General features: G+C 66.9%; 24 protein-coding genes. 13 read left to right on the forward strand and 11 right to left on the reverse strand.

The annotated features are described in order from the left end of the window. Positions 1-122: 122 nt before the first annotated feature. The 4 genes from ACM9LZ_RS03925 to ACM9LZ_RS03940 are packed head-to-tail and all read left to right on the forward strand — an operon-like array spanning position 123 to position 4,321. Entirely contained in the window at positions 123-1,184 is a 1,062-nt protein-coding gene (locus ACM9LZ_RS03925; protein WP_416618041.1) for an efflux RND transporter periplasmic adaptor subunit, read from the forward strand. Between the two features lie 59 nt (positions 1,185-1,243). After that, entirely contained in the window at positions 1,244-1,933 is a 690-nt protein-coding gene (locus ACM9LZ_RS03930) for an ABC transporter ATP-binding protein (RefSeq protein ID WP_416618042.1), read from the forward strand. After that, positions 1,930-3,087 carry an ABC transporter permease gene (locus ACM9LZ_RS03935; RefSeq protein ID WP_416618043.1) on the forward strand — a complete coding sequence of 386 codons (1,158 nt, stop codon included), beginning with the start codon at positions 1,930-1,932 and terminating at the stop codon, positions 3,085-3,087. Before ACM9LZ_RS03930 ends, ACM9LZ_RS03935 begins: the two co-directional genes overlap by 4 nt. 46 nt (positions 3,088-3,133) lie before the next feature. Further along, a complete protein-coding gene (locus ACM9LZ_RS03940) occupies positions 3,134-4,321 on the forward strand; it encodes an ABC transporter permease (RefSeq protein ID WP_416618044.1) in 1,188 nt (395 codons plus the stop codon). Positions 4,322-4,451: 130 nt separating this feature from the next. Here the strand turns inward: ACM9LZ_RS03940 and ACM9LZ_RS03945 are convergent, their stop codons facing one another. The 5 genes from ACM9LZ_RS03945 to ACM9LZ_RS03965 all read right to left on the reverse strand — a co-directional run bounded on the left by ACM9LZ_RS03945 (position 4,452) and on the right by ACM9LZ_RS03965 (position 9,689). Further along, on the reverse strand, positions 4,452-6,611 hold the full coding sequence (locus ACM9LZ_RS03945) for a TonB-dependent receptor (protein ID WP_416618045.1): 2,160 nt from the start codon (positions 6,609-6,611) through the stop codon (positions 4,452-4,454). A gap of 82 nt (positions 6,612-6,693) precedes the next feature. Then, entirely contained in the window at positions 6,694-6,897 is a 204-nt protein-coding gene (locus ACM9LZ_RS03950) for a hypothetical protein (RefSeq protein WP_416618046.1), read from the reverse strand. After that, a complete protein-coding gene (locus ACM9LZ_RS03955) occupies positions 6,894-8,045 on the reverse strand; it encodes a PepSY-associated TM helix domain-containing protein (protein ID WP_416618047.1) in 1,152 nt (383 codons plus the stop codon). The genes ACM9LZ_RS03950 and ACM9LZ_RS03955 overlap by 4 nt, the downstream gene beginning before the upstream one ends. Before the next feature lie 206 nt (positions 8,046-8,251). Next, complete coding sequence (locus ACM9LZ_RS03960; protein WP_416618048.1) at positions 8,252-8,668, reverse strand: HRDC domain-containing protein; 417 nt, start codon at positions 8,666-8,668, stop codon at positions 8,252-8,254. Between the two features lie 277 nt (positions 8,669-8,945). Further along, positions 8,946-9,689, reverse strand: a complete 744-nt coding sequence (locus tag ACM9LZ_RS03965) for a SapC family protein (protein ID WP_416618049.1) — start codon at positions 9,687-9,689, stop codon at positions 8,946-8,948. A 331-nt stretch (positions 9,690-10,020) separates the two neighbouring features. On the opposite strand from ACM9LZ_RS03965, the gene ACM9LZ_RS03970 reads away from it, so the two are divergent. Next, positions 10,021-10,923 carry a LysR substrate-binding domain-containing protein gene (locus tag ACM9LZ_RS03970; protein WP_416618050.1) on the forward strand — a complete coding sequence of 301 codons (903 nt, stop codon included), beginning with the start codon at positions 10,021-10,023 and terminating at the stop codon, positions 10,921-10,923. 35 nt (positions 10,924-10,958) lie between these two features. Here ACM9LZ_RS03970 and dapD read toward each other — a convergent pair whose 3' ends face one another. Beyond that, complete coding sequence (gene dapD, locus ACM9LZ_RS03975) at positions 10,959-11,804, reverse strand: 2,3,4,5-tetrahydropyridine-2,6-dicarboxylate N-succinyltransferase (protein ID WP_416618051.1); 846 nt, start codon at positions 11,802-11,804, stop codon at positions 10,959-10,961. 199 nt (positions 11,805-12,003) lie between these two features. Further along, entirely contained in the window at positions 12,004-12,756 is a 753-nt protein-coding gene (locus ACM9LZ_RS03980; protein ID WP_416618052.1) for a pyrimidine 5'-nucleotidase, read from the reverse strand. 111 nt (positions 12,757-12,867) lie between these two features. On the opposite strand from ACM9LZ_RS03980, the gene ACM9LZ_RS03985 reads away from it, so the two are divergent. The 4 genes from ACM9LZ_RS03985 to ACM9LZ_RS04000 all read left to right on the forward strand — a co-directional run bounded on the left by ACM9LZ_RS03985 (position 12,868) and on the right by ACM9LZ_RS04000 (position 17,864). Continuing rightward, on the forward strand, positions 12,868-14,544 hold the full coding sequence (locus ACM9LZ_RS03985; protein WP_416618053.1) for a sensor domain-containing diguanylate cyclase: 1,677 nt from the start codon (positions 12,868-12,870) through the stop codon (positions 14,542-14,544). A 52-nt stretch (positions 14,545-14,596) separates the two neighbouring features. Continuing rightward, on the forward strand, positions 14,597-15,874 hold the full coding sequence (locus tag ACM9LZ_RS03990) for a DUF2336 domain-containing protein (protein ID WP_416618054.1): 1,278 nt from the start codon (positions 14,597-14,599) through the stop codon (positions 15,872-15,874). Between the two features lie 4 nt (positions 15,875-15,878). Next, entirely contained in the window at positions 15,879-17,165 is a 1,287-nt protein-coding gene (locus ACM9LZ_RS03995) for a CCA tRNA nucleotidyltransferase (protein ID WP_416618055.1), read from the forward strand. A gap of 147 nt (positions 17,166-17,312) precedes the next feature. Then, positions 17,313-17,864 carry a DUF924 family protein gene (locus ACM9LZ_RS04000; protein WP_416618056.1) on the forward strand — a complete coding sequence of 184 codons (552 nt, stop codon included), beginning with the start codon at positions 17,313-17,315 and terminating at the stop codon, positions 17,862-17,864. Between the two features lie 27 nt (positions 17,865-17,891). Here the strand turns inward: ACM9LZ_RS04000 and ACM9LZ_RS04005 are convergent, their stop codons facing one another. The 3 genes from ACM9LZ_RS04005 to ccmA all read right to left on the reverse strand — a co-directional run bounded on the left by ACM9LZ_RS04005 (position 17,892) and on the right by ccmA (position 20,895). Then, positions 17,892-19,322 carry a peptidoglycan DD-metalloendopeptidase family protein gene (locus ACM9LZ_RS04005; protein WP_416618057.1) on the reverse strand — a complete coding sequence of 477 codons (1,431 nt, stop codon included), beginning with the start codon at positions 19,320-19,322 and terminating at the stop codon, positions 17,892-17,894. A gap of 224 nt (positions 19,323-19,546) precedes the next feature. Further along, positions 19,547-20,212, reverse strand: a complete 666-nt coding sequence (gene ccmB, locus ACM9LZ_RS04010) for a heme exporter protein CcmB (protein WP_416618058.1) — start codon at positions 20,210-20,212, stop codon at positions 19,547-19,549. Beyond that, positions 20,209-20,895, reverse strand: coding sequence for a heme ABC exporter ATP-binding protein CcmA (gene ccmA / locus ACM9LZ_RS04015; RefSeq protein WP_416618060.1), 687 nt, complete (start codon positions 20,893-20,895; stop codon positions 20,209-20,211). The genes ccmB and ccmA overlap by 4 nt, the downstream gene beginning before the upstream one ends. A gap of 755 nt (positions 20,896-21,650) precedes the next feature. Here ccmA and ACM9LZ_RS04020 point away from each other — a divergent pair. The 4 genes from ACM9LZ_RS04020 to ACM9LZ_RS04035 all read left to right on the forward strand — a co-directional run bounded on the left by ACM9LZ_RS04020 (position 21,651) and on the right by ACM9LZ_RS04035 (position 25,155). After that, positions 21,651-22,778: a type III PLP-dependent enzyme gene (locus tag ACM9LZ_RS04020; RefSeq protein ID WP_416618061.1), complete on the forward strand. Its 1,128-nt coding sequence runs from the start codon at positions 21,651-21,653 to the stop codon at positions 22,776-22,778. A 280-nt stretch (positions 22,779-23,058) separates the two neighbouring features. Further along, on the forward strand, positions 23,059-23,763 hold the full coding sequence (locus ACM9LZ_RS04025) for a TorF family putative porin (protein WP_416618062.1): 705 nt from the start codon (positions 23,059-23,061) through the stop codon (positions 23,761-23,763). Positions 23,764-23,940: 177 nt separating this feature from the next. Next, positions 23,941-24,369, forward strand: coding sequence for a flagellar basal body rod protein FlgC (locus ACM9LZ_RS04030; protein ID WP_416618063.1), 429 nt, complete (start codon positions 23,941-23,943; stop codon positions 24,367-24,369). 204 nt (positions 24,370-24,573) lie between these two features. After that, complete coding sequence (locus ACM9LZ_RS04035; RefSeq protein ID WP_416618065.1) at positions 24,574-25,155, forward strand: hypothetical protein; 582 nt, start codon at positions 24,574-24,576, stop codon at positions 25,153-25,155. Positions 25,156-25,224: 69 nt separating this feature from the next. Here ACM9LZ_RS04035 and ACM9LZ_RS04040 read toward each other — a convergent pair whose 3' ends face one another. Further along, complete coding sequence (locus ACM9LZ_RS04040) at positions 25,225-26,226, reverse strand: ABC transporter ATP-binding protein (protein ID WP_416618066.1); 1,002 nt, start codon at positions 26,224-26,226, stop codon at positions 25,225-25,227. Positions 26,227-26,242 lie beyond the last annotated feature (16 nt).

The following is a 26,242-nucleotide window of genomic DNA, read 5'->3' on the forward strand; positions in this document are numbered from 1 at the left end:
GCATCCACCCTATTTCCGGTCCGGGTCGCTTCCGCCGGTCGGCGGAAAGCGGGACGAACCCGGCAACAGGCCGGCGCCGCAGGCATGGCGCGGGCGGGAATGAAAATGGTTGGACGGTCGTGATGGACAATAAACGGGACCTGCTGCACTCGCTGAAGATCGACCGCCGGGAGGACCCGGCCATGCCGGCGCAGGGAACCAGCGGCTGGGTCCGTGTGGCGGGCGTGGCGGGCTTGCTGGTGCTGGGCGTCGTGGGTGGGGTCGTTGGCGCCCGCCTTCTGGGGGAAACCGGGCCGGCGGCTTCCGGTCCGGCTGCCTCCGGGGCCAATGGCGCAGCGGTGCAGGCGCCCTCTGCCGCCAGCGCCGCTGGCACCGCCAACGCCGCCCCGGCGCGGCCGGCCGGCTCGCTGGTGGCGTCGGGCTATATCGTGGCCCGGCGCACGGCGACCGTGTCGGCGGAACTGACGGGCCGGGTGCAGGATGTGCTGGTGGATGAGGGCATGGTGGTGACCAGGGGCCAGGAACTGGCGCGGCTGGACGCGACCCTGGCCGTGATCGACCTGGACCTGGCCAAGGCCCGCGTGGCCGCCGCCCAGGCCCAGGCGGAGGGGCTGTCCGCCGACCTGCGCGACGCGGAGCGGGTGTTGCAGCGCACCTCCTCCCTTTCCCGGGCTTCCAACGCCTCGGAAGCGGAACTGACGCGCGCCCAGGCCCGGGCGGAAACATTGCGCGCCCAACTGAAAGGCGCCCGCGCAGAGATGGAGGTGGCGCGCATTTCCGTGGCCCGTCAGGCGGAAACCGTGGACAGGCATGTCGTGCGGGCCCCGTTCGACGGCGTCGTGATCGACAAGAACGCGCAGCCGGGAGAGATCATCTCCCCCATGTCGTCGGGCGGCTTCACCCGTACCGGCGTCTGCACGCTGGTGGACATGACCAGCCTGGAGGTCGAGGTGGATGTGAATGAGGCCAATATCGGCCGCGTCCGGCCGGGCCAGAAGGTGGAAGCCGTGCTTGATGCCTATCCGGACTGGAAGATCGCGGCCAGCGTGATCGCCGTGGTGCCGCGCGCCAACCGCGACAAGGCGACCATCAAGGTGCGCATCGCCCTGGATCAGCGTGACGCCCGCGTCCTGCCCGACATGGGGGCCAAGGTCACGTTCCTGGACGCCAGATCGTCCGATTGAAGCATTTTCAACTTGGCGGCCGCTGTCCCCTCGGGATGGCGATTGGGGGGAGAGCGTACATGACGGCACTGATCACCATCACGGGCGGCGCCAAGCGTTTCGTCAAGGGCAAGGAAACCATCACCATCTTCGACCGGCTGGACATGCAGATCGAGGAGGGGGATTTCATCGCCATCATGGGCCCCAGCGGGTCGGGCAAGACGACACTTCTGAACCTGCTGGGCGGTATCGACAAGCCCACCGCCGGGTCCATCGATTTCGCCGGGCAGCGCCTGGATCAGATGGGCGAGGGGCAATTGTCGGCCTGGCGCGCAGCCAATGTCGGCTTCATCTTCCAGTTCTACAACCTGATGCCGGCCCTGAACGCGGCGCGCAATGTGGAACTGCCCCTGCTGCTGACCCGGCTGGGTGCGGGGGAGCGCCGGCGACGGGTGGAAACGGCACTGAAGATCGTGGGCCTGGCGGAACGCGCCCGGCATTTCCCGCGGGAGATGTCGGGCGGGCAACAGCAGCGCGTCGCCATCGCGCGCGCCATCGTGGCCGACCCCAAGCTTCTGCTCTGCGATGAACCGACGGGCGATCTGGACCGCAAGACGGCGGACGAGATTCTGGGCATGCTCCAGTTGCTGAACCGCGAGCTGGGCAAGACCATCATCATGGTCACCCATGATCCGGAGGCGGCGCGCCACGCCAACCGCGTCCTGCATCTGGACAAGGGCCGCTTCGTGGAGCAGGAGGGCGTGGCATGACCGATTTCAGCCTGATCCTGGCCAACCTGTTCAGCCGCAAGCTGCGGGCCGCGCTGATGATCGTGGCGATTTTCTTCGCCTTCCTGATCTTCGGCATGCTGGCCGGCGTGCAGAACGGCTTCAACAGTATCGGCAGCAGTGCCGGGGAAAACCGGCTGGTCACGGTGAACAAGATCAACTTCACCCAGCCCATGCCCATCGCCTATGTCAACCGCATCCGCGCCGTGGACGGCGTGGCGCGGGCCAGTTTCGCCAATTGGTTCGGGGGCTATTACCAGGACCCCAGGAACCTGGTGATGACCTTCGCCATCGATCCGGAAAGCTATCTGGACATCTATGCCAGCGACATCGCCCTGACGGCGGACGAGCGGGCGGCCTTCCTGGCCGATCGCACGGGCCTGCTGGTGGGGCGCAAGCTGGCGGAAAATAACGGCTGGAAGGTGGGGGACCGCATCCCGCTGAAATCCAACATCTATACCAACAAGAGCACGGGTGAGCAGTCCTGGGACTTCACCATCGCCGGTATCATGGAGCCGGCGCGGGAGGAGGCGGATACGAACTATGCCCTGTTCCACCACACCTATTTCAACGAGTCGGTGACATTCGGCCAGGATACGGCCGGCTGGATCGTCATGGAAACCACGGACAAGGCGCTGAACACCAAGGTGGCGCAGACCATCGACGCCATGTTCGCCAATTCCCCGGCCGAAACCGCGACAGACACGGAGAAAGCCTTCAACGAGGCGTTCATCGGCCAGTTGGGCAATATCACGCTGATCATCACGCTGGTGGTCGGGGCGGCCTTCTTCACGATCCTGATGATCGTGGGCAATACCATGGCCATGGCCGTGCGCGAGCGGACGAAGGAGATCGGGGTCATGAAGACGCTGGGCTTCCCCTCCCGCCGCATCTTCAAGCTGGTGCTGGGGGAAAGCCTGCTGTTGTCGGCGCTGGGCGCGCTACCGGCCCTGGCCCTGGCGGCTTTCCTGCTGGCCATGCTGAAGCCGGTCATCGGCTTTCCCGGCCTGGCGCTCAGCCCGCCCTACATCGCGCTGGGCCTGGGCATCATGCTGCTGCTGGGGCTGGTCACGGGCATCATTCCGGCCTGGACCGCCCTGCGGCTGAATATCGTCACCGCCCTGGGGCGGCAGTGAATATCCTCAACCGCCCCGGGGCGGTCGTGAGGGCGGGGGGACACCGATGCGTATCCTGAACCAGATCGTCGCCGTTTCGACCATCAATCTGAAAAGCCTGCCGCAGCGTTTCTGGCTGTCGCTGTCCACGGTGGTGGCCGTGGCGCTGGTGGTGATGGTGCTGCTGTCCTTCCTGGCCATGGCGGCCGGGTTCCAGCGCACCATCGAAGGGTCCGGGTCGCCCGGCATCGCCATCCTGTTGCGCGATGGCTCGCAGCAGGAACTGAATTCCATCGTGATGCTGGAGCAGATACGGCTGGTGGGGGAGGCGCCGGGTATCGTGCGCAAGCCCGATGGCAACCCGCTCCTGTCGGGGGAGCTTTATGTCGTCGTCGACGGCATCCGGCGCAGCACCGGCATGAAGGCGAACATACCGCTGCGCGGCATCGGCCAGGATGGCCCCGGCCTGCGTGACGGGCTGACCTTCTCCCAGGGCCGCATGTTCTCCCCCGGCAGCAACGAGATCGTGGTGGGCGAGGGGCTGGCACGGGAATTCACCGGTTTCGAACTGGGGCGGGAGATCAAGCTGGGGCCGACCACCTGGAAGGTGGTGGGCGTCTTCGCCATGAACGGGGCCGTGTTCGAGAGCGAGATCTGGGCCGACGTCACCGTCGTGCAGAGCATGTTCCGTCGCGGCAACAGCTTCCAGACCATCCGGGTCCGGTTGGAGACGCCACAATCCATCAAGGTGCTGCAGGATTATGTCGCGAACGAACCGCGGCTCAAGCTCGCCGTCTCATCCGAGCAGGAATTCTTCGCGGGCCAGTCCTCGGGCACCGTGAAGCTGATCCGGGGTGCTGGCTGGCCGCTGGCCATTGCCATGGCCGTGGGGGCGCTGGCCGGGGCGCTCAACACCATGTACAGCTCTGTCGCTGCGCGGACGCGGGAGATTGCGACCCTGCGCTGTCTTGGCTTCGGCGGCTTTCCCAGCTTTGTCGCCACCCTGCTGGAAAGTCTTGTCCTGTCGGCCATCGGCGGGCTGATCGGGACCGTGCTGACCTGGATGTTCTTCGACGGGTTCAGCACATCCACCCTGGGCGAGGGGTTCACCCAGATCGTGTTCAGCTTCTCCCTCACCCCGGCGCTGGCCGTGCAGGGGGTGACGCTGGCCCTGGTGGTGGGCATGATCGGCGGCTTCTTCCCGGCCTTGCGCGCCGCACGGCTGCCGATCGTCGCGGCCTATGCCCAGGGGTGATGCCAAATTGCGATAATGCCAATCCGCCTTGATACTGACCATCGGCCAGTATCAAGGCGGATTGGCATGACCTGACATCTTCCGGTTCTGTCCGGTGAGGGGGCCTGCCCCCACCGGACAGGGGTGCTGATCAGAAATCGACCGTGGTCGACAGCTTGAACGTGCGCGGCGCGCCCTGCAGAAGCGTGGTGGCGAAGGCGTCGTAGGAAGAGGCCCAGTACCGCTTGTCCGCCACATTGTCGACGTTCAGGCGCAGCGTCACCGGCCGGTCGCCCGCCAGGAACACATAGCGGGCCCCCAGGTCGAACCGCGTCCAGGCGGGGATCGACAGGGTGTTGGCCGCATCCACCTTCTGGCTGCCCGTGCGCACGACCCGCCCGGTCAGCGTGACGGCCGGCATGAAGGGCAGGTCCCATTCGACATTGCCGTTGATCGTGTAATCGGGAACGCCGATCACGTCATTGCCCTCGTTCACACCGCCGGCCGTCTTGCGCAGCTCCGCATCGCTGAGCGAGAAGCCGCCGATCAGGCGCAGCCCGTCCACCGGCTCCCCATCCAGGCTGAGTTCGATGCCGCGGTTGCGCTGTTCGCCATCCATCGCAAAGACCAGCGGGCCGGCCGGGTTGGCCGCGTCGACCGGCCGGGTGAAGGCGCTGGGCTTCTTCGTCTGGAACAGGGCCAGCGACACGGCCATGCGGCCGAAATCATACTTGCCGCCGATTTCATACTGTGTGGACTTGTAAGGGGCGAACACCTCCCCCGAATTCACCACGCGCACATCGATGGGGGCCGTCGGCCCCTGCGCCAGCCCCTGGATGCGGTTGGCGTAAAGCGACAGCCCCTCGGCCGGCTTCACGACCAGGCCGACGACGGGCGTGTTGGCGCTTTCATCATATTCGCCGGACTGGACGCCCGTGCCATAGGCATAGCTTTTCGTGCGGATGACCTGGTGGCGGATGCCCAGCGTCAGCAGCACCTTGTCGTCGAAGGCACCCAGCGTGTCGGCGATATAGGCGCTGTAAAGCCGCGTGCGGGAAATGGGATCAGGATCGTCCAGATCCCCGCCGGAGAAGGCGGAGGCCGGCTGTGCCACCGCCGGCGTGGTGTAGAGATTGCTGGCAAAGCCGCCGAAGAAATCATAGGCATTGCGGTTGACCTGCCAGACGGCCGAGCCGCCGGCATTGATCTCGTGGCTGATGGCGCCCGTGCCCAGCTTGGCCCGGATGCCGGCCTGCGCGGCTTCGTTATTGTCGGTACGCGGAATGTACGACCCGCCGCCATTGGCGGCACCGGTCAGCACATCGGTCACGGTGATGCTGTCATAGATGCCCTTTTCCGACCCGTCGCGGGCGCCGGCCGCCGCGTACAGCGTAACATTCTCCGTCACGTCATATTCACCGCGCAGGATACCGAACACGTCGCGCAGGGTGCTGTAGGACCAGGACTGGCCGTAATTGTGATCGGCCTTCGGCACGTCGGGGATGGCGTTTGTGCCCAGGGTCACCTTGGGGCGAAGGTTGCGCACATGCATGCGCTGATAGGCCAGGTCGAAGGAAAGGCGCGCACGCTCCCCCGTCCAGTCCAGGCCCGTGCCCAGCACATAGGCGCTGCGGAATTCCCCGTCGATGGCCACATCGCCGGTGCGGGCGGCGCCGTTGATGCGGATGCCGAACTGGTCGCCCTCCCCGAACCGGCGGGCCATGTCGAAGCTGCCGCCTATATGTTCGTCGCCGGTATAGTTCAGCGTGGCGCGGGCCAGCGGCCGGGCTCCCGCCCGCTTGGGCACCAGATTGACGTTGCCGCCCAGGCCCGAGCCGCCGGGGGCGGCGCCGTTCAGGAAGGCGCTGGCGCCGTTCAGCACCTGCACCTGCTCGTAAAGCTCCGGGGCGATCAACTGGCGCGGGGTCAGGCCGTACATCCCGTCGATGGCGATATCATCGCCGAACAGCGGGAACCCGCGCACGATGAACAGTTCGGCGGCATTGCCGAAGGCATAGCCCGTGCGCACCGACGGGTCATTTTCCAGCACCTGACCCAGCGTCTGCGGCTGCTGGTTCAAGATCAGGGCCGAGCCATAGGATTTGATGGCGAACGGTACATCGCCGGCCGGCTTGTCGCCCAGCACGCCGACGGTGCCGCCGCGGATGACCTGGGTCTGGTTCCCGCGCTGCGCGGTCACCACGATTTCCGACAAGGCCTCGCCCCCGGCCTGCTGAGCCTGCGCCGGCAGACCGGCCGCCAGCAATGCCGCCAGGGAGACACCGGCAATCAGGGCATGATCGAGTTTCATTCTCTTCCTCCGGCGTTGAAGCCGCTTCCTTAATCAAGGGTGAAATCGCAATCGCTTCTTAGTGGCGATTGCCTGGAACAAATCAGGACCGTCGCGCCCACAGGGCCCAGGCCACGACCAGGACCGGAATGCCAAGCGTGATCCAGGAGACCAGATCGCGCAGGCCGTCGCCCGTCAGCGCGGCGATCAGGCCGATGGTGCTGGCGATGGCGATCAAGGTGGGCGCCAGGAAGATGGCCGCCAGGGATTGCCGGCCTTGACGCCCGGTTCCGGTCCCGCGGCTCATTCCGCTGCCCCCGCCGCCTGGATGCCGCCCGTCTCCACCTCCCGCACGCGGGCTTCCAGGCTGGGGGTGCGACGGCCCAGCCAGAGATAGAGACCGCTGCCCAGCACGATCGTGGTGAAGAGGGTCAGCACCGCCCATAGCAGTTTCAGCGGCAGCCCGCCGTAATCCCCGAAATGCAGCGGCCGCGACAGCATCAGCGCTTGCATATACCAGGGCATGGGCCGGGCGGCCGTCAGGTCGCCGGTACTGGCATCGACCAGGGCGGGGGTCAGCAGTTCCTTGGTCAGCGGCGTGGCCCCTTGCAGGAACACGCCGTAATGATGGCGGGTGGAATAGGCCGTGCCGGGGAAGGCCACGAATTGCGGCCGGCTGTTGGGCACGGCGGCCTTGGCCGCCTCCACCGCGTCATGCAGGGAGGCCAGGTCGCGCGTCACCACCCCTTCCCGGTCGCCATAGGCGCTGGTCAGCGCCGCGAGCTGCCCGCGCTGCCATGCCTGGACGATGGGCGTGTCGAAGGCGTTCAGCACGCCCGTCAGCCCCACCACCAGGGCCCAGGCCAGGGACACGATGCCCAGCAGATTATGGTAATCCAGCCATTTCAGCCGTGTGCTGCGCGTTGTCCGCACCGTACCGAACGGCAGCTTGCGCATGAAGGGCGCGTAAAGCACCACACCCGACACGATGGCCACCAGGAACAGGATGCCCATCACACCCAGGAACAGCATGCCGGGCAGCCCCAGGAACATGTCGGTGTGGAGCTGCAGCAGGAAATGCATGAAGCCGCTATCATCGATGATGCCGACCAGTTCGCCCGTGCGCTGGTCAAACGACCGGATGGTCATCTCCTTGGCGGTGACATCGGGGCGCGGACCGGTGGTGATGTTCACCACGGGCCGGTCCTCGTCGAAGCTCATGAACAGCCCGATCTCGCCGGGACGGGAGGACAGCGCGATGGCCATCATCTCGTCCAGCGTCTTCAGCCCGGCATCGGTGTCGGCCAGGACCTGCCTTTCCTCCGTCAGCGCCTCGATCTCGTCATGGAAGATCAGCGGCAGCCCCGTGATGCACAACATCAACAGAAAGGCCGTGCAGATGATGCTCGTCCATTTATGGATCAGGAACCAGGCCCGGATGGTTGCCGAGGTCATGAATATCCCGCAAGGCGAAGGATTATGATAGTCATTATCAATTCTTATAGGCGCCAAAGCCTGGGCCGGCAAGCCGGTTCCCGGCATGGTGGGCGGCGTGGCCCGGACACGACAGGAATTGGCCCGCAAGCAAAACGGCCTGCCGGGCGGCATTACGCCCCGCAGGCCGGGATGGGCGGCATGGGTACTGTCGGGGAAGGGGACGGTCAGCCTGTCAGGTCTTCCATGGTGCGGCGGACCACACGCACGATCTCGGCCCCGCGCTTGTGCGCATCCTCACCCAGGCTGCTGACGATGACCGACAGCTCGATCTCCGTGGTGGGCGCGTAGCGGGCGACCTCGGCCAGCAGATGGTTGCTCATCACCTCTTCCCGGTCCACGGCCAGGTTGCGGGCGACCTCACTGCGCCAAAGGTTCAGTTCGGCCTGGATCGCGGTTTCGATCTGGGCCTGCTCTTCCTTCCGGCGCAGGTCGCGGTAATGCACCAGGATACGCCAGCTCTCACCGGCATAGGCCGTGTCGATCCGCTCGACCTCTACCGTGCGCAGGAAATTGGCGACCCGATGCTCATCATCCTCGGCGCTCGCGTCGCGGATGGTGAAGGTCCGAAGCTCAAGATTCATGATGAAAACCTGCCGCTGGTGACCTGATGCGGGCACCTGTACCGACCCGGCGGCACTGCCCGGCTGCTGCGTCCGGTCGCACCGCCCGGTGGAAGGGCCCATCCCGCGCACTATACCGTGGGCGTGTGACAGTGGCATCTATCTTCACGTATGGGTCGGGGGGCATGGAAACCGACCGGAAAACAGCAACGGCCCCGCGGTGATGCCGCGGGGCCGTTGCCAGCCGCCAACCCGCCGTCACAAGGCGGGCACGCTCAAGGCCTGAAGCCTGATCACGTCAGGCCGCGGTGCCCAGCCGGTCGACCAGATTCTGCCAGCGGCCCAGCGACACGAAATGGGCATAGACCAGACCGATCCAGTTGCGCTTGCGCCATTCCAGGAACACCTCGTCTGGCAGGGCGTTGAACTTGGCCTCGTCGATGATGCGGAAACCGGACAGCGACAGGCGCTTGCCGTCGGGGGTCACCACCTCGGCGCGCTGGTCGACCAGCAGGTCCAGCTTCTGCACTTCGTCGCAGAAAAGCTGGGTCTGACGGGCGGAATTGTTGAAGGCCACGCAATAGTTCAGGATGTCCTCGCCATCCTTGGTGCCCTTGCCATTCTCAAACAGCGGCATGTCGCCATCGGGACCAACCAGGCGTGCATCCTCTTCCATGATCAGGATGAGGCGCTTGTCTTCCGGCATTTCCACCAGAAGGAAAGGGTAGCGGCCGATATAGGCCGGCACCTGGACATTCTTGGCCCAGGCGCCATCCTTGTCCACGAACAGGTTTTCACCCGCGCGCAGGCCCGACAGTGCCATCACGCCCGCATTCGGACCGGGGCCGAACACCAGCGGATAGAAATTCTGGAGCTGCGGCATCTCCTCGGCCAGCACCGGGATCGCGTGGATATTGGCAGCATACTCGAAGCTGCGGTTGCGCTTCACCTTGACATTGGCGTGCCGCTCCGCGCTGACGGGCACGGGGTTGTTGTACAGCAGCGGCATCTGGGGGGCGTCGGCGTTGGCGACGTCGGTCATCTTGGTCAGTCCCGGCAAAAGGTATGGCAAGGGCGGTTGCCCGCCCGGTGCTGGAGCCATTCAACTGCCGCAAACCACCCCCCCTGTCAATGCCGGTGGCATGGGTTTTCAGCCGTGAAACGGCACGAAAGCAGGCCGAAAAGCAGGGAAAAGGGCCAGAAGGGACGGGTGGGGGGCGGTGCCTGGCGGGCCATGCTGGCGACTCCGGATCGGGGGGGAAGGTTCTGCCCGCATGATCGGGCTTTCCCGCCTTGACGTCGAACACCGATCCAATACAGTCGCTGTAACTTGTCGTTACAGCAAAGGTCGCGCCATGCGCCGGTTGCCGCCCATGACCATGCTGCGCGCGTTCGAGGCTGCGGCGCGCCACGAAAGCCTGTCGCGCGCGGCGGAGGAACTGAATGTGGCCCATCCGGCCCTGTCCCGGCAGGTCCGGGATCTGGAGTCCTGGCTGGGCTGCGCCCTGTTCACGCGGCACAATCGCGGCCTGTCGCTGACGGAGGCGGGCCGGGTCTATCGCGATGCGGCGGTTGCCGCCTTCGACCTGCTTGAAACGGCGACCGGCCTGCTGCGCACGGCCCCGCCGCAGGCGGGCCGGACACGTCTGGTCCTGTCGGTCGAGCCGTCCTTTGCCCAGCGCTGGCTGGTGCCACGGCTGGGCGATTTCCGCACCCGCAACCCGCTGGTGGAGGTGGTGGTGGATGCCACCCGCGCGCCGGCCGATTTCCGCAAGGGTGGGGCCGACCTGGGCATCCGCTACGGCAATGGTCCCTGGTCGGGTCTGCAGGCGCAGCTTCTATGGGCGGTGGAGAATTTCCCCGTATGCGCGCCGGGTCTGGCGGCCGGGCTGCCGGCCGATCCGGTGGGGTTGCTGGCCGGCGACCTGCTGCTGGAGGAGATGGACATGCCCTGGCATGCCTGGTTCCGTGCGGCGGGCATCGGGGTTGCGGGGCCGCTGCGGGGGCCGCGCTTCTATGATGCGGGAAACGCCATTGATGCCGCGGTGGCGGGGCAGGGGGTGGCGCTGGGTGACGCGATCCTGGCGGCCGACGACGTGGCGGCGGGCCGGCTGGTCCGGCCCTATCCGCAGACGGCGGTCCATGACGCCTACCATCTGGTCGCCCCCGCCCCGCATTTCCGCCGCCCGGCCGTAAGGGCCTTCATCGACTGGGTGGTGGCGGCGATGCGAGATTTCCATGCGCGGCGGGCGGGGCACTCCCCGCCCGGTATCTGAGCCCGGAGACCGGACAAGGTCATCGGGACCGGATATCAGTCGCGCAGCAGGTCATTGATGGAGGTCTTGGAGCGGGTCTGGGCATCCACCCGCTTCACGATCACGGCACAGGACAGGGACGGGCCGGGCGTGCCGTCGGGCAGCGGCTTGCCCGGCAGGCTGCCGGGGACCACCACCGAATAGGCCGGGACACGGCCCACGAACACCTCGCCCGTGGTGCGGTCGATGATCTTGGTCGTGGCGCTGATGAACACGCCCATGGACAGCACGGCACCCTGTTCCACGATCACGCCTTCCACCACTTCGGACCGCGCGCCGATGAAGCAATCATCCTCGATGATCACGGGGCCGGCCTGCAGCGGTTCCAGCACGCCGCCGATGCCGACGCCGCCGGACAGATGCACGTTCTTGCCGATCTGGGCGCAGGAACCGACCGTAGCCCAGGTATCGACCATGGTCCCCTGGTCCACGAAGGCGCCGACATTGACGAAGCCGGGCATCAGCACGACACCGGGGGCGACATAGGCGCTGCGGCGCACGACGCTGCCCGGGACGGCGCGGAAGCCGGCCTGGCGCCAGGCATTCTCGTCCCAGCCCTCGAACTTGGACGGCACTTTGTCCCACCAGTAGGCGCCGCCGGGGCCGCCGGCGATCATGCTGTTGTCATTCAGGCGGAAGGACAGCAGCACCGCCTTCTTCAGCCACTGGTTGACGACCCAGGCGCCGTCCACCTTGGCGGCCACGCGGGCATCGCCGGCATCCAGCAGCGACAGGGCCCGGTTCACGGCGTCGCGCACGTCGCCCGTGGTGGAAAAGCCAAGGCTGGCCCGGTCTTCCCAGGCCTGGTCGATGATACGGGCGAGATCGGCGTGGCTGGTCATCGCGGGGGCTGTCCCTATCGTCGGTTTCAAGATCGGCGGGGACTTTGTGCGTCCCCATCCGCCCTGTCAACGCGGGTGCCCGCAGGGCGCCCATGCCCCCCAGGGGCGCCGGTCCATGCCCCCCAGGGGGCGCCGGTCCATGCCCCCCCAGGGGCGCCGGCCATCCCCGCCCGAGCCCCCTGCCGTGCGGGGCGCGCGATCAGCGCCGGCGCGCCGCCAGCCCCTCCAGCCAGGTTTCCACATCATCGATGACGTGATGCACATGCGGGCCGGGATGCTGGATGGCCTGCGGCTTGAACTCTCCCTTCATCTCCGGGTGCGAGAACTCGCTTTCGGTGCGCACCCAGACGGTGGTCATCCCCATCTCGGCGGCGGGCCCCAGATTGCGGTGCAGATCCTCCACCATCACGGCGCGCGACGGTTCCAGCGCGAAGCGGCGGGCCATGGCTGCATAGGTCGCAGGATCGGGCTTTGGCACGTAATCGGCGGCGACGATGTCGAAGATGCCGTCGAACTGGTCCGCCACCCCCAACCGCGTCAGCACATTCTCCGCATGGCGCACCGACCCGTTGGTGAAGACCAGCTTGCGTCCCGGAAGCGCGCGCAGGGCCGCCGCCATGGCGGGCGAGGGGGCCACCGGCGTCACGTCGATATCGTGGACATAATCCAGGAAGGCCGCCGGATCCATGCCGTGATGGATCATCATGCCGCGCAGCGATGTGCCGTGGCGCAGATAATAATCCTTCTGCCGGGCCCGTGCCGCCTCCCGGTCCAGTGCCAGTTCGCGCGCGATATAATCCGTGATGCGGACATCGACCTGTGCGAACAGGTTGCATCGGGCGGGATAAAGCGTGTTGTCCAGATCGAACACCCATTGGTCCACATGGGCGAAGGGATCGGCAACCGGTGAACCCGCGGGCGGCGGAATGGTTTGGTGATCGACTTTCATCATGTCCTTAAGATGATCATGCCCGGCAGGGACCGCAAGTGCGATGGACCCGGCGGCGGGAGTGGAGTACCACTTGCTGTTGTCCCCCAGGGCTTTGACAGGAGCATGGCCGCCTTGCCCCCCGATGAAGGTTCGATACCGCCCGGCGATGGTGCGGATGCCCTGGCAGGCCTTATGCATGGCTGGCCCGGCCCGGCGCTGGCCATTTGCGGCGACGGACGGGTGCGCTCCTGGAACGAGTCGGCGCGGGTGATGGCCAGCCGGCATGATGGCTGGCTGACGGAACTGGCCCGCTGGGTGGGGACCGGCGGCGCGCTGAACGAACCCTGCCGCTCGGTGCCTGTGGAAACCGGCAGTGGACCGGGAGTGGTGGAATTCACGACCGTGCTGCTGCCCCAGGGCATCGTCGCCTGCCTGGGCCGCGATGTGACGCTGGAACGGCGTCTGCGGCATGCCCTGACCGAGTCGCGCCAGCGCTACAAGGATCTCGTCGATGTCTCGTCCGATTTTGCATGGGAAGTGGGGCCGGACGGGCGATTCGTTTTCGTCTCCTCGGCGGGGGCCATCGGCTACCATCCCGATGACCTGATCGGACGCCACCCGTCGGAATTCGTGCTGTCCGACTTCGCCGACCAGCCGCTGCCCTTCGATACGGCCGTGGGGATCGAACGGACGGAGGTCTGGTTGCGGGCCAAGGATGGGGAGGCCGCCTGCCTGATCTCCTCCGCCGTGCCGCTGATCGGGGTGGATGGCGGCTGGATCGGCGCGCGCGGGGCCTGCCGCGACATTACCGAAGCGCGCGTAAAGGGCATGGAACTGGCCCAGGTCCGCCTGCGCGAGAAATATCTGGGCTATATCGTCTCCTCCACGCGCGACGACGTGGACCCGGCCAAGACGCTGGAGATTGCGGTGGGCGTGGCCGTCAACGCCACGGGTGCCGGCGGGGCCATGCTCTATGCCCGCACGGGCGATGTCTTCTCCCGCGCAGCCGGCCAGGGCCTGCTGCCGGAAGGGCTCCGCCCGGCCATCGCACCGTTCCTGGAACAGGTGGCCGGACAGCCGACGCCTACCATCAGCCGGGCCGGCGGCTGGACCCTGCTGGCCACCCGGACCCTTTTCCGCCACGAGGTCAACGGCGCCGTGCTGGTCTGGCGCGACGACGGCCAGGACTGGAACGAGGATGACCTGTCCATGGTCCAGGCCATCGCCGACCAGGTGGGCGTGGCCGTGGCCCAGGCCCGTTACCAGGAACGGCTGAAGACCCTTTCCGAGCGCGACGGGCTGACCGGCCTCTACAACCGCCGCACCTTCATGGAGATGCTGGAGGCGCGGCTGGACAAGCAGACGGGTGGCGGTTCGGCCCTGCTCTATTTCGATCTCGACAATTTCAAGGCGGTCAACGACAAGTTGGGCCATGGGGCCGGCGATGACGTGCTGCGCGCCGTGGGCGAGCTGCTGGGACGGCTGGCACGCCCGGGCGACCTGTCGGGCCGGCTGGGCGGGGACGAGTTCGTGCTTTGGATCGACCGCGTGGACCAGGGGCAGGCGCTGGCCGTGGCCGACCGCCTGCTGCGCGAGGCGGCGGAGTTCCTGCGGCCCCTGTCGGCGACGCACGACAAGCCGCTGGGTGTCTCCGTCGGTGTCGCCTTCTATCGCGGCGGTTCGGGGGAGCCTGCACAGGGGCTTGTCGACCGGGGCGACCAGGGAATGTATGCTGCCAAGCGCATGGGCAAGGGCCATCGCGCGCTGGCACCGGGATTCGAGCCGGCGGGACCGGCGCAGGACAGGTAGGCCGTCGGGCCGAACCGTCCGATGGATGGAACGATCAATGCGGGTTTCGGGCATGTCAGGTTCGCGCATCCCCCTGGACTATGAGACGGCGAAGAAGCTGGCCGCCAGCCAGGACACGGGGGACAGGCGGCTGGTCGCCAGCCGCGCGGACACCCAGCCTGAAATCCTGTTCTTCCTGGCCAACGATGCCAGCGCGGAGGTGCGGCGGGAAATCGCCCGCAACGATTCGACCCCGCGCCAGGCCGATCTTCTGCTGTGCGGCGATCCCGACGAGGAGGTGCGCAGCGGCCTGGCGCGCAAGATCGCCCGGCTGCTGCCATCGCTGACGGCGGATCGTGTGGGCCAGTTGGAGCGGATGACGCTGGACATCGTTGAGGCGCTGGCCCGCGACCAGGCCATCGCCGTGCGCCGCGTCGTGGCCGAAACGCTGAAGGATACCGACGCCGCCCCGCCGCATCTGGTCCAGCAACTGGCCCGTGACCTGGAACTGTCGGTCAGCGGCCCGGTCCTGCGCCATTCGCCGTTGCTGACCGATGACGATCTGCTGTCGATCATCGGCAGTCAGCCCATGGACGGCAAGCTGGTGGCCATCGCGGAACGGGCCGGCCTGTCGGGATCGGTTTCCGAGGCTGTCGCCCGCACGCAGAACGAGGCGGCCGTGGCCGCCCTTCTGGGCAACCAGTCCGCCCAGATCCGGGAAGAGACGCTGGACCGGATCATCGACATGGCGCCCAGGTTCGAGCCGTGGCACAGCCCGCTGGTCCGCCGTCCGTCCCTGCCGCCCCAGGCCGCGGCGCGCATCGCGGGCTTTGTCAGCGAACAGTTGCTGAAGGTCCTGGAAACCCGCACCGACCTGCCGGCCGATGTGCGCGGCGCCATCCGGAGCGCGGTGCAGCAGCGCGCCAATGCCGGCAATCCTGCGCGGGGCGGGGCCGAACCGCTGGGCATCGCCGACCCCGCGGAGGAAGAGGAGCCGAAGGAACGCCCCATGGACCGCGCGCGTAAGGCGCACGCCGCAGGCAAACTGGACGAGGAGATGATCACCGAGGCGCTGACGAAGGGTGACCGCGGCTTTGTGCTGGGCGCGCTGTCCCTGCGGGCCGGCGCCCCGCTGGAGGCGGTGGACAAGATCATTGGCGGACAGAGCGCACGCGGCGTCACGGCCCTGTGCTGGAAGGCGAAACTGTCCATGCGTCTGTGCCGCCAGGTGCAGCTCCGCATCGCGAACATCCCGCCTTCCTCCGTCCTGAACGCCCGCGACGGCAGCCATTATCCCATGTCGGACAGCGAGATGGTCTGGCAGCTCGAATTTTTCGGCCTGAAAGGCTGAAGCAATGGAGGGGGTGGGGGAACAGCCGGACCTGCCGACCGCCCACCCCGGCCCCGTCGGCCTGATGGCCGGCACGGCGGCGCGGCGGGTCATGCAATCGCTGATGCGCACGGGGCAGGAGGCGCGCTTCATCGGCGGCTGCGTGCGCGATGCGCTGCTGGGCGTTCAGGCCAGCGATATCGACATCGCCACCCCGCTGCTGCCCGATGAGGTGACGCGGCGGCTGCGCCAGGACGGCATCCGGGTTGTGCCCACGGGCATCGCGCATGGCACCGTGACAGCCGTGACGGAGGGGGCGTCGTTCGAGATCACCACCCTGCGCCGGGATGTGGAGACCGATGGCCGCCATGCCGTCGTCGCCTTCACCGACGATTGGCTGGTCGATGCGGGCCGGCGCGATTTCACCTTCAATGCCATGTCGCTGACGCCGGAAGGGGAGCTTTACGACCCGTTCGGCGGCGTGCGCGACCTGCGCGCGGGGCGTGTGCGCTTCATCGGTGCCGCCCGGGAACGGATCGCGGAGGATGTGCTGCGCATCCTGCGCTTCTTCCGGTTCCATGGCCGGTTCGGCCAGGGCCGGCCCGACCCCGACGGCCTGGCCGCCTGTGCGTCGCTGGCCCCGCTGCTGCCTTCCCTGTCGGGAGAGCGGGTGCAGCAGGAGGTGACGCGCATCCTGGTCCAGGACCGGGTGGTGGAGGTCTGGCGCCTGATGGCCGGTTGCGGCGTCGTGGCGCAGATCCTGCCGCAGGCGCTGGATACCGACCGGCTGGCCGCCCTGGACCGGCTGGAATGGCTGGTGGGGGAGGCGCATCCCATGGCGCATCTGGCCGCCCTGCTGCCCCCGAGCCTGAGTGCCGCGACCGACGTGGCCGAGCGGCTGCGCCTGTCCAACGCCAATCGCAGCCATCTGCTGGCATTGTGCGCCCCGACCGTGGATGTGCATCCTGATCTGACCGTGACCAGCCGGCGGCATGCGCTGCAGAAGCTGGGACCGGAACTGTACCGCGACCTGCTGCTGCTGTCGGCAGCTTCCCGGCGCACGCCTGCCGTGGAACTGCTGGAGGCGCTGGCCGATGCGGCGACCTGGATTCAGGTGCCCTTCCCGTTGAAGGGGCGCGACGCGATCGACCTGGGCATTCCGCCCGGCCCGGATATCGGCCTGCTGCTGGCCGGCGTCGAAGGCTGGTGGGCCGCCCGCGACTATCGCCCCACGCGGGAGGAGTGCCTGGCCGAACTGGCGCGCCGCATCGCCGGCCGTGCGGCGGCGGAAAGCGGGTCGGGGCAGGCATGACCGGCGCCCGGGAATGGTGCGGATGCCGGAATAATCGGCGTGGATGCTGGACATCCGGTGCCGCTGGCCTCATCTGTTGTTTTCCGACCATGATGCCGGCAGCGGCAGAACAAGGCGGCCGCTGGCCGCGCAGGAGGAGAAGGCCGCATGCGGGCCAGTGATGTCGATGGCGTCCTCAGCTTCTGGTTCGACGAGGCGGGGCCGGCAAAATGGTTCGGCGGCGGGCCGGATTTCGATGTGCTGGTGACACAGCGCCTGCTGGCCGCCCATCTGGCCGCTTCGGCTGGCGATCTGGCGGATTGGACGATGACGCCGGAAGGCACGCTGGCGCTTTGCATCCTGTTGGACCAGGCGCCGCGCAACATGTTCCGCGGTACCGCCCGTGCCTTTGCCAGCGACGAACAGGCGCTGCTGGTCGCCACCGATGCCGTGGCCCGGGAGCAGGATCTGATGCTGCCCGACAATCAGCGCCTGTTCATCTATCTTCCGTTCGAGCATTCAGAGAAGATCGAGGACCAGCGGCTGGCCGTCCGGCTGTTCGCCAACCGCACGCGCGACCCGACGCTGCTGGATTACGCCTGCCGCCATCTGGCCGTGATCGCGCAATATGGCCGCTTTCCCCATCGCAACAAGATGCTGGGGCGGGAGAGTACGCCCGACGAGCTGGCCTATCTGGCGCTGCCGGGATCGGGTTTCTGACCCCGGAAGGCGCGCGGGACCGGGTCCCTATCCCTCGCACAGGTGCCGGCCGCGTTCCATGAAACGCAGCGGATTGACGGGCTTGCCGTCCAGCAGCACCTCGTAATGCAGGTGGGGACCGGAACTGCGGCCGGTGCTGCCCAGGGTGCCCAGGGCGCGGCCGGGGTCCAGATTCTCCCCCCGCTTGACGCTGATCTTCTTCATATGGGCATAGCGGGTATGGATGCCGAAACCATGATCCACCTCCACCATGTTGCCATATCCGGGATCATAGCCCGCCCGGATGACGCGGCCGGCGGCGGGCAGGGTGACGGGTGACCCTTCACGCGCCACCAGGTCCAGGCCGGTATGGGAGGCCCAATCATTGGTGAACGGGTCGCGCCGGCTGCCGAAACCGCTGGAGACGTAGAAATTGTCCACCGGTGGCGTCAGGGGCAGGTAATGCTTCACGGCGCGCAGCCGCGCCTGACGCTCCAGCCGCGATTCGAGCTGGGTCAATGCGACGCGCGCCTCCGGCGGCAGTGCCGCCGTGGGCAGATCGGGCAGGCCGACCAGCGGGCCGCCAACCCCGCGCGGGGTGCCATCCTCCATGGCGGTCAGCACCTGTTCCAGATCGATGCCGGTCTCGCGCAACTCGCCCTCGATGGCGCCGGAGCGCAGTTCCGTATGTTCGGCCAGCCGGGTCAGCAGGGCCACCTGGCCGGCCGCCACCTCGCCCATGCGCTGTTCGGCGGCGGCCAGGGTCGCGGCCATCGCGTCGCGCTCGGCCCGCATCGTTTCCGCCTCGCTCCGGTTGCGCAGCGATTCGGCCTGTGCCTCCGCCAGGGTACGGGCAAGGCCCTGGCCCGCCAGCACCAGCGTGGGCGGCGCATCGGCCGGCGCGTCCAGACCGTCGATGGCCAGGGCCAGCGCGGCCATGGCGGCCTGGGCCCGGCGGGCGGCGATGTCATGGCTGACATCGGTCACCATCTGCAACGATTCCTGCGCGGCGCGCAGATGGCTGCCGCCTTCCGCCACGCCGATGCGCAGCGGGGCCAGTTCGGTGCGCACGGCCGCCAGGACCTGACGCGGGGTCTGCTTGCTGCCGGACCTGTCGGCGGCGATCAGCACGTCCAATGCTGCCTGCACCCGCGCGCGGGAGGCCTGTTCCTCCTCCAGCGCCGCGCCCAGTGCTTCTCTGGCATTTTCAAGTTCGCCGGCGATGCGGGAAATATGCTCCCGGCTGTCGGCAAGCTGCCGGGCCAGACCCTGGGCGCCCTGGTCGACCTGTGCGATGCTGTTGCGGCTGCTGTGCAACGCCACTGTCGTGGCGATCCAGCCGATGGAGGTGGTGACGGCCACGGCCAGTGTGGCGGCCAGCAGCAGCGGCCGGTGCCGGTCGGCGAAGGTGACGGGCTTCGCCTCGCCATCATCCTCGACGATGATCACCTGTCGGCTGCGCTTGAAGATGCCGATCACCCCTTGAACCCCCCGTCAGTGCCGTCGGCCCTGTGCCCGGCTGTGATGGCCGGGATGGAACCTGCTTGCGGACGATCAGGCGCCCGCGGTGCCGGCACTGGCGCCGGCGAGGGGAATTTAAGGGAAACTACCCCGAATGGGCAAGCCGCGAATCGCCAATGGACTATATCCAAGGTGTGGATGGGTCTTTCCCGGTTCCCCGATCGGGGAACAGTCCAGGGCGATCAGTCCAGCGCGGCGCGCAAGGCGGCGGCCCCGGCCCAGGGGGCCAGCGGCAGGGCGGCGGCCAGCAATCCGCCCAGCAGCAGCAGGTGCGGGCGCGCGGTCTGGCCTGTCAGGGTGGCATCAATGGCGGCGGCAGCGAAGATCAGGGCGGGGATGTAGAGGGGCAGCACCAGCAGCGGCAGCAGTACCCCGCCCCGCCGTGCCCCCAGCGTCAATCCGGCCCCGATCCCGCCGATCAGGCTCAAAAGCGGCGTGACCAGCGCCAGCGTTCCCAGCAGGATCGGAAAGCCTTCCCCCGGCAGATTGAGGAACAGGGCCAGCAGCGGGGATGCCAGGATCAGCGGCACACCCGTCACCAGCCAATGGGCCGTGATCTTGGCCGCCGCCACGCCTTCCAGGGGCAGGAGCGACAGGGCCAGCAATTCCAGCGAGCCATCATCCATATCCGCCTGGAACAGCCGGTCCAGGGACAAAAGCGAGGCCAGCAGGGCAGCGACCAGGATGACGCCGGGCGCGATGCGCGACAGCAGGCCCGGTTCCGGCCCGATGCCGAACGGGAACATCACGACGCACAGCACGAAGAACAGCACGGCCATGGCGGCGTCGGCGCCCTGGCGCAGGGCCAGCCGCAGATCACGGCGCAACAGCCGCAGGAACCCTGTCATGGCGCCGGCTCCGCAGCAGCGGGGCCGAACGCGGCCATATCCAGCATGATGGCGTCCGGCACATCCAACTCGCTATGGGTGGACAGCACGACCATCCCGCCATCGGCCCGGTGGGCGGCGATCAGGGCGGCCAGACGGTCGATCGAATCGCGGTCCAGCGCCGTCGCCGGCTCGTCCAGCAGCCATAGCGGTGCCAGTGCTGCCGGCGCCAGGGCCAGCCGGGCCAGATTCACGCGCTTCTTCTGACCGGCGGACAGATAGCGGCCCGGCATGTCGGCGACATGCGCCATGGACATGCGCCGCAGGGCCTGGCGCGACCGGTCCTCCGGTTCGGGCAACCCGTCCAGCCCGGCCCAGACCGAAAGGTTCTCCAGCGCCGTCAGGGTGGGTTTCACTGCATCCTGATGCCCGGCGTAACGCAGGCGGCCGCGGTGGGCGTCCGGGTCCTGGATGATATCGGCCCCGTTCCACAGCAAGGCGCCGGCAAAGGGGCGCGACAGACCGGCCAGCAGGCGCAGCAGGCTGGACTTGCCGCTGCCGTTGGGCCCCACCAGGACCAGTGCGCCGCCGGCGGGCAGGGTGAAATCCAGCGCCGTGAAGACGACACGCTCGCCCCGCAGGCAGGTGAGGCTGCGCGCGGCGAGCAGATCGGAAGAGGGCGCGGAGGCCTGGCCTTCGGTCAAGGATACGGCTCCTGGCAGGGAACGGGCGGTCAGGGCGCCACGATGCCAGAACCGGCGACAAAAAGGGGGCACAAAATGCGGGCAAAGAAACGGCCACCGCGGGGGCTTGTGCGGTGGCCGCAATAGCGTCGATCCGGGGCGGGATCGACAGTTTCGGGCAGATCTTCACAGGTGGGGCCTGGAATCCCGCCGGCACGGGGTGTCTCAAACGTACCGGCGCTGCCACGGCCCAACCTGACCGGCCCGCGTGTCCAAACTCTTGCGGGAAAGTGGCAAAATTTTGATTTGTGCGCAGGTCACCCGTCCTATGCGGAATTTCACGGTCCAGACACAAAAAACTTCTTTGCCCACCGGGGGTTCGGCCCTATATAGCCGCTTATCGCAGCGCACGTGCCTATGGCCCCCACACCCGTCCCGCCTGTCATTTTCAAGAGAGGGACGGAGCCGTCGACCCGGTGGGGTTATGCAACGACGTAAAGCGTATCCCCGTCCGTCCCTTAAACAAGGCGGCGAATTGGAGGCTACGATGGATGTTGTTGTTGTCGGGGGGCCGGCCGTGCCCTTCGTTTCCATTTTCCATTCCGACCGGACCCCTGGCCATGGGGTGTCGGTTCTCCCTGGCGTCATGACCAGTATCTGACCCGCCTGGGCCGGCCGCGAAAGGCGGCACGCTTGGGCGGAACCGGACCCTGTCGGGGTCCGGCAGAGAGCCTTTCACCCTTCATTATCATCGCCATGCCGCCTCGGAGTCCCCGATGACCGAGAAGATCGCCCGTTTTTTCGCTGAACAGACCCCCGCCACCCCTTGCCTGGTCGTGGATTTGGATGTCGTTGCCGACAATTTCGGCAAGCTGGCCGGTGCCATGCCCGACAGCCGCATCTTCTATGCGGTGAAGGCCAATCCCGCGCCGGAGATTCTGCGCCTGCTGGTGGAGCGCGGGTCGAGCTTCGACACGGCGTCCGTGCCGGAAATCCAGTATTGCCTGGATGCCGGTGCCACGGCCGACCGGATCAGCTTCGGCAACACGATCAAGAAGGCCGGCGATATCCGCACCGCCCACGCCCTGGGCGTGGACCTGTTCGCCTTCGACAGCATCGAGGAACTGGAGAAGATCGCCGAGAACGCGCCCGGCGCGCGCGTCTTCTGCCGTATCCTGACATCCGGCGAGGGGGCTGACTGGCCCCTGTCGCGCAAGTTCGGCTGCGAGCCGGATATGGCGCGCGACCTGCTGATCCAGGCGGCTGGCATGAATGTCGTGCCCTATGGCGTGTCGTTCCATGTCGGCAGCCAGCAGCGCGACCTGCGGCAGTGGGACGTGGCGTTGTCCACGGCCGCCGCCATCTTCCGCGGCTGCGAGGAGAAGGGTGTGCTGCTGCGCATGGTCAATATGGGCGGTGGCTTCCCGACGCGCTATCTGAAGGACGTGCCGACCAGCCAGGCCTATGGCGAGGCCATCAACGAGAGCCTGCGCCGCCATTTCGGCAATCGCCTGCCGGAAACCATCATCGAGCCGGGCCGCGGCATGGTGGGCAATGCCGGCATCATCCAGTCCGAAGTGGTGCTGATCTCCCGCAAGTCGGCCAATGACGACAAGCGCTGGGTCTATCTGGATATCGGCAAGTTCGGCGGTCTGGCCGAGACCATGGACGAGGCCATCCAGTACCCGATCCGCAGCGAGCGTGACGGCCCGGCCGAGCCCGTGATCCTGGCGGGCCCGACCTGCGACAGTGCCGATGTGCTTTATGAAAAGGCGGAATATCGCCTGCCGACCTCGCTGAAGATTGGCGACAAGGTGACGATCATGGCGACCGGTGCCTATACGACCACCTATTCTGCGGTCAATTTCAACGGGTTCGCTCCGCTGCACGCCTATTACATCTGACGCTTCCCGAACCGTCATTTTTGCACAAGCCGCCCTTTTCAGGGCGGCTTGTGTCATTTTATGGACTTTTTGGTGGTTTTTTAAGCAACCCTTGGGCAACTGCGTATTTATTTTGCAACACTCCCGGGGATTGTTGCAGGGCAGCATGCGCCGGTTCTAGGCGCTGCGATTGAAAACCCTCATAATCCGGCCTTGTAAGGGCCTCGCGCAGCAAGTGGCATCATATTTGCTGCACTGCGTGCGGACCCCAACCATATAAATGCCTCATAAGGAGTGGTTCATGCGTTTCTCCCGGTTGCTCGCCTCCACCGCGGTTGCCGTCACCATGCTGGGCGCCGCTGGCGCTGCCCATGCCGAGGACGGGCCGTTCTCCTTCTCCGGCTCGGCCGCCCTGACCAGCGATTATGTGTTCCGTGGCTACAGCCAGACCGAAGAAGACCCCGCCGTCCAGTTGGGCCTTGAAGTCGGTCATGAAAGCGGCTTCTTCGCCGGCGCCTGGGGCTCCAACGTCGATCTCGGCGCCGATGCCGATGTCGAGCTGGATGTCTATATCGGCTACGGCAACACGATCGACAATTTCTCCTATTCGATCGTCGGCAACTACTACACCTATCCGGGTGCTGACAGCTCCGCCAAGTATGACTTCTTCGAGTTCGGCCTGAACCTGGAATATGCGCTCGACAAGTTCACGCTGTCTGGCTCCGCCTACTGGTCGCCGGAATTCTACGGCACGCAGGGCGGTGACGGCTGGTACTTCAACACCGGCTTGGCCTATGCCGTGACCGACACCGTGTCGGTCTATGGCGCCATCGGCTTCAACGAGTTCGACAGCGCCCTGCTGGAAGACTATCAGGACTACCAGGTCGGCGTGACGGTCGATTTCGAGCCGTTCGCCCTGGACGTCAAGTATGTCGACACCGACGTGAAGAATGCCGCCCCGCTGGGCAATTCCCGCTTCGTCGCCACGCTGTCCTACTCGTTCTGATCGGGGGCGGGCTTTTGCCCGCTCTCCATCGTCTCAATCAATGTGGTCCGGGCTGCGGCCGGTCTCCCTTCCGGGGACCGGCCGTTGCTTTTCAGCCCTATCCTTTCCCGCGCTTGCCGATGCCGGCGGCCCGGGTCATGCTGGCAACATCCGCGTGACCCCCAAGGACCTTCCCCCATGTCCATCGGCGGCATTAATATCGCCCTGTCCGGCGCCCTGGCGCAGACCCAGCGTCTGGCCGTCAGCGCCGGCAACGTTGCGAACCTGCGCAGCACAGGGGCGATTCCCGCAGCCGACGGCACCGTGCAACCTGGCCAGAGCCAGCCCTACCAGCCGCAGACAGCCAGTCAAACCAGTGTGGCCGGGCCTGGCGGCCAGGGCCAGGGGACGCGGGTTGTCGCACGACCAACCACGCCGGCCTATCTGCCCGAATATCAGCCGGACAGCCCCGACGCCAATGCCGATGGGCTTGTCGCCGCGCCGAATGTAGATATCGTCGGCGAAAGCGTCGGCCAGATGACCGCCCTGCGGGCCTTCCAGGCCAATCTTGCCACCATCCGCACCCAGGATGAGATGGAACGCAGCGCCATCGACACGCTGGCCTGATCGACATGTTGGCCTGATCGACACGCTGGCCTGAGGATCGCTTCGCCGGTGATGGGCGGATTTGCGGTGCGGATGGCTTAATCCGGCCTTGCCCGCCTGCCCACCAAAGAGGCAGGATAGGCGCCATGAAACCGCCACGCCCTGGCGGCAACCTTCCGTTTCAGACCCTTGTCTTCCCCCCTTGCCGCTCCCAAGGACCGCCCCATGCTGCGCCGCTCGCTGCTGACCCTGGCCCTGGCCACGCCGTTCCTGTCCATCCTGCCCGCCGCGGCCCAGTCCGCCGGTGTCGATTTCACGACGCGGGAGCCGATCGTGCTGGATGTGGCCAGCATCGAGGTGGAAAGCCCCTATGTGCCCCCCATGAAGCCGCCCAACGTGGATCACCTGATCCCGCTGACGCCGTCGGATTCGGTCCGGCTTTGGGCCACGTCCCGGTTGAAGGCCGGTGGTCCGCAGGGCCGGGCCCGCGTCATCATCCACGACGCCTCGGTGAAGGAAGAGGACCTGGACCGGACCAAGGGCATCCGGGGCTGGTTCACCAAGGACCAGTCGCAGAAATATGCGGGCAAGGTCCAGGTGGAGGTCGTGGTGGAGGGCACCTCGCGCGGCTATAACGGCAGCGTGTCCGCCACCGTCGCCCGCGCCACCACGGTGGCAGAGGACGTGACCCTGGCCGGCCGGGAAAAGACCATGCTGGGCCTGGTCCGCGACCTGGCAGCCGACATGGATACCGAACTGGACAAGAGCATCCGGGCCAACATGTTCCCGGTCATCATCATCCAGTAGGGTTTTGCTCAGGAGGGGGCACCGGCCTGCCGGCAGTCCCCTTTTGCTGTGGCGCCGTATCAGGCCGGGTCAGACCAGCTTGCGGTCGGGCAGGCCCCAATGGTGGCAGGCCACCTGATGGCCGGGGGCCTTTTCCTCCAGCTTGGGTGTCAGATTGGCGCATTCTTCCGTCGCACGCGGGCAGCGCGTGCGGAAGACACAGCCGGACGGCGGGTTCATGGGGCTGGGCAGGTCGCCGCCCAGCACGATCCGCTCCTTGTTCTTCTCGACATCCGGGTCCGGCACCGGCACGGCGGAAATCAGCGCTTGGGTATAGGGGTGCAGGGGGGCGGCATAGATGGCGTCGCGATCCGCGATCTCCATCACCTTTCCCAGATAAAGCACCATGACGCGGTGGCTGACATGGCGCACGACAGACAGGTCGTGGCTGATGAACAGCAGCGACAGGCCCATCTCCTTTTGCAGATCCATCAGCAGGTTGACGATCTGGGCCTGGATCGACACGTCCAGGGCGGACACGGGCTCGTCGCAGACGACCATTTTCGGCTTCAGGATCATGGCCCGCGCGATGCCGATGCGCTGGCACTGCCCGCCGGAGAATTCGTGCGGATAGCGGTTGATCATCTGCGGCAGCAGGCCGACCTTGGCCATCATGTCCTTGACCAGGGCCTTGCGCTCGGCCTTGGGCATCTTGGGCCGGAAGACGGTCAGCGGCTCGGCGATGATGTCGCCGATGGTTATGCGGGGGTTCAGGCTGGCCAGCGGGTCCTGGAAGACGATCTGCATGTCCTCCCGCTTCTGGCGGATCACCTCCGCCCCCACGCCCGTCAGTTCCGAGCCCATGAACAGCACTTGTCCGTCGGTCGGCTTGATGAGCTGCAGGATGGCACGGCCCAGCGTGGATTTGCCACAGCCGGACTCGCCCACGATGCCCAGGGTCTCTCCCTCGCCCAGGGCGAAGGAGACGCCGTCCACGGCCTTCAGCGGCGTGTACCGCCCGATCAGGACGCCGCCGGTGCGGATGGGGAAATGGACCTTCAGGTCGGAGACGCGGAGCAGTTCCTTGGACATGGGGTGCATACTCCGT

This window comes from Niveispirillum fermenti (genome assembly GCF_048066175.1).
Lineage (GTDB): Bacteria > Pseudomonadota > Alphaproteobacteria > Azospirillales > Azospirillaceae > Niveispirillum > Niveispirillum fermenti.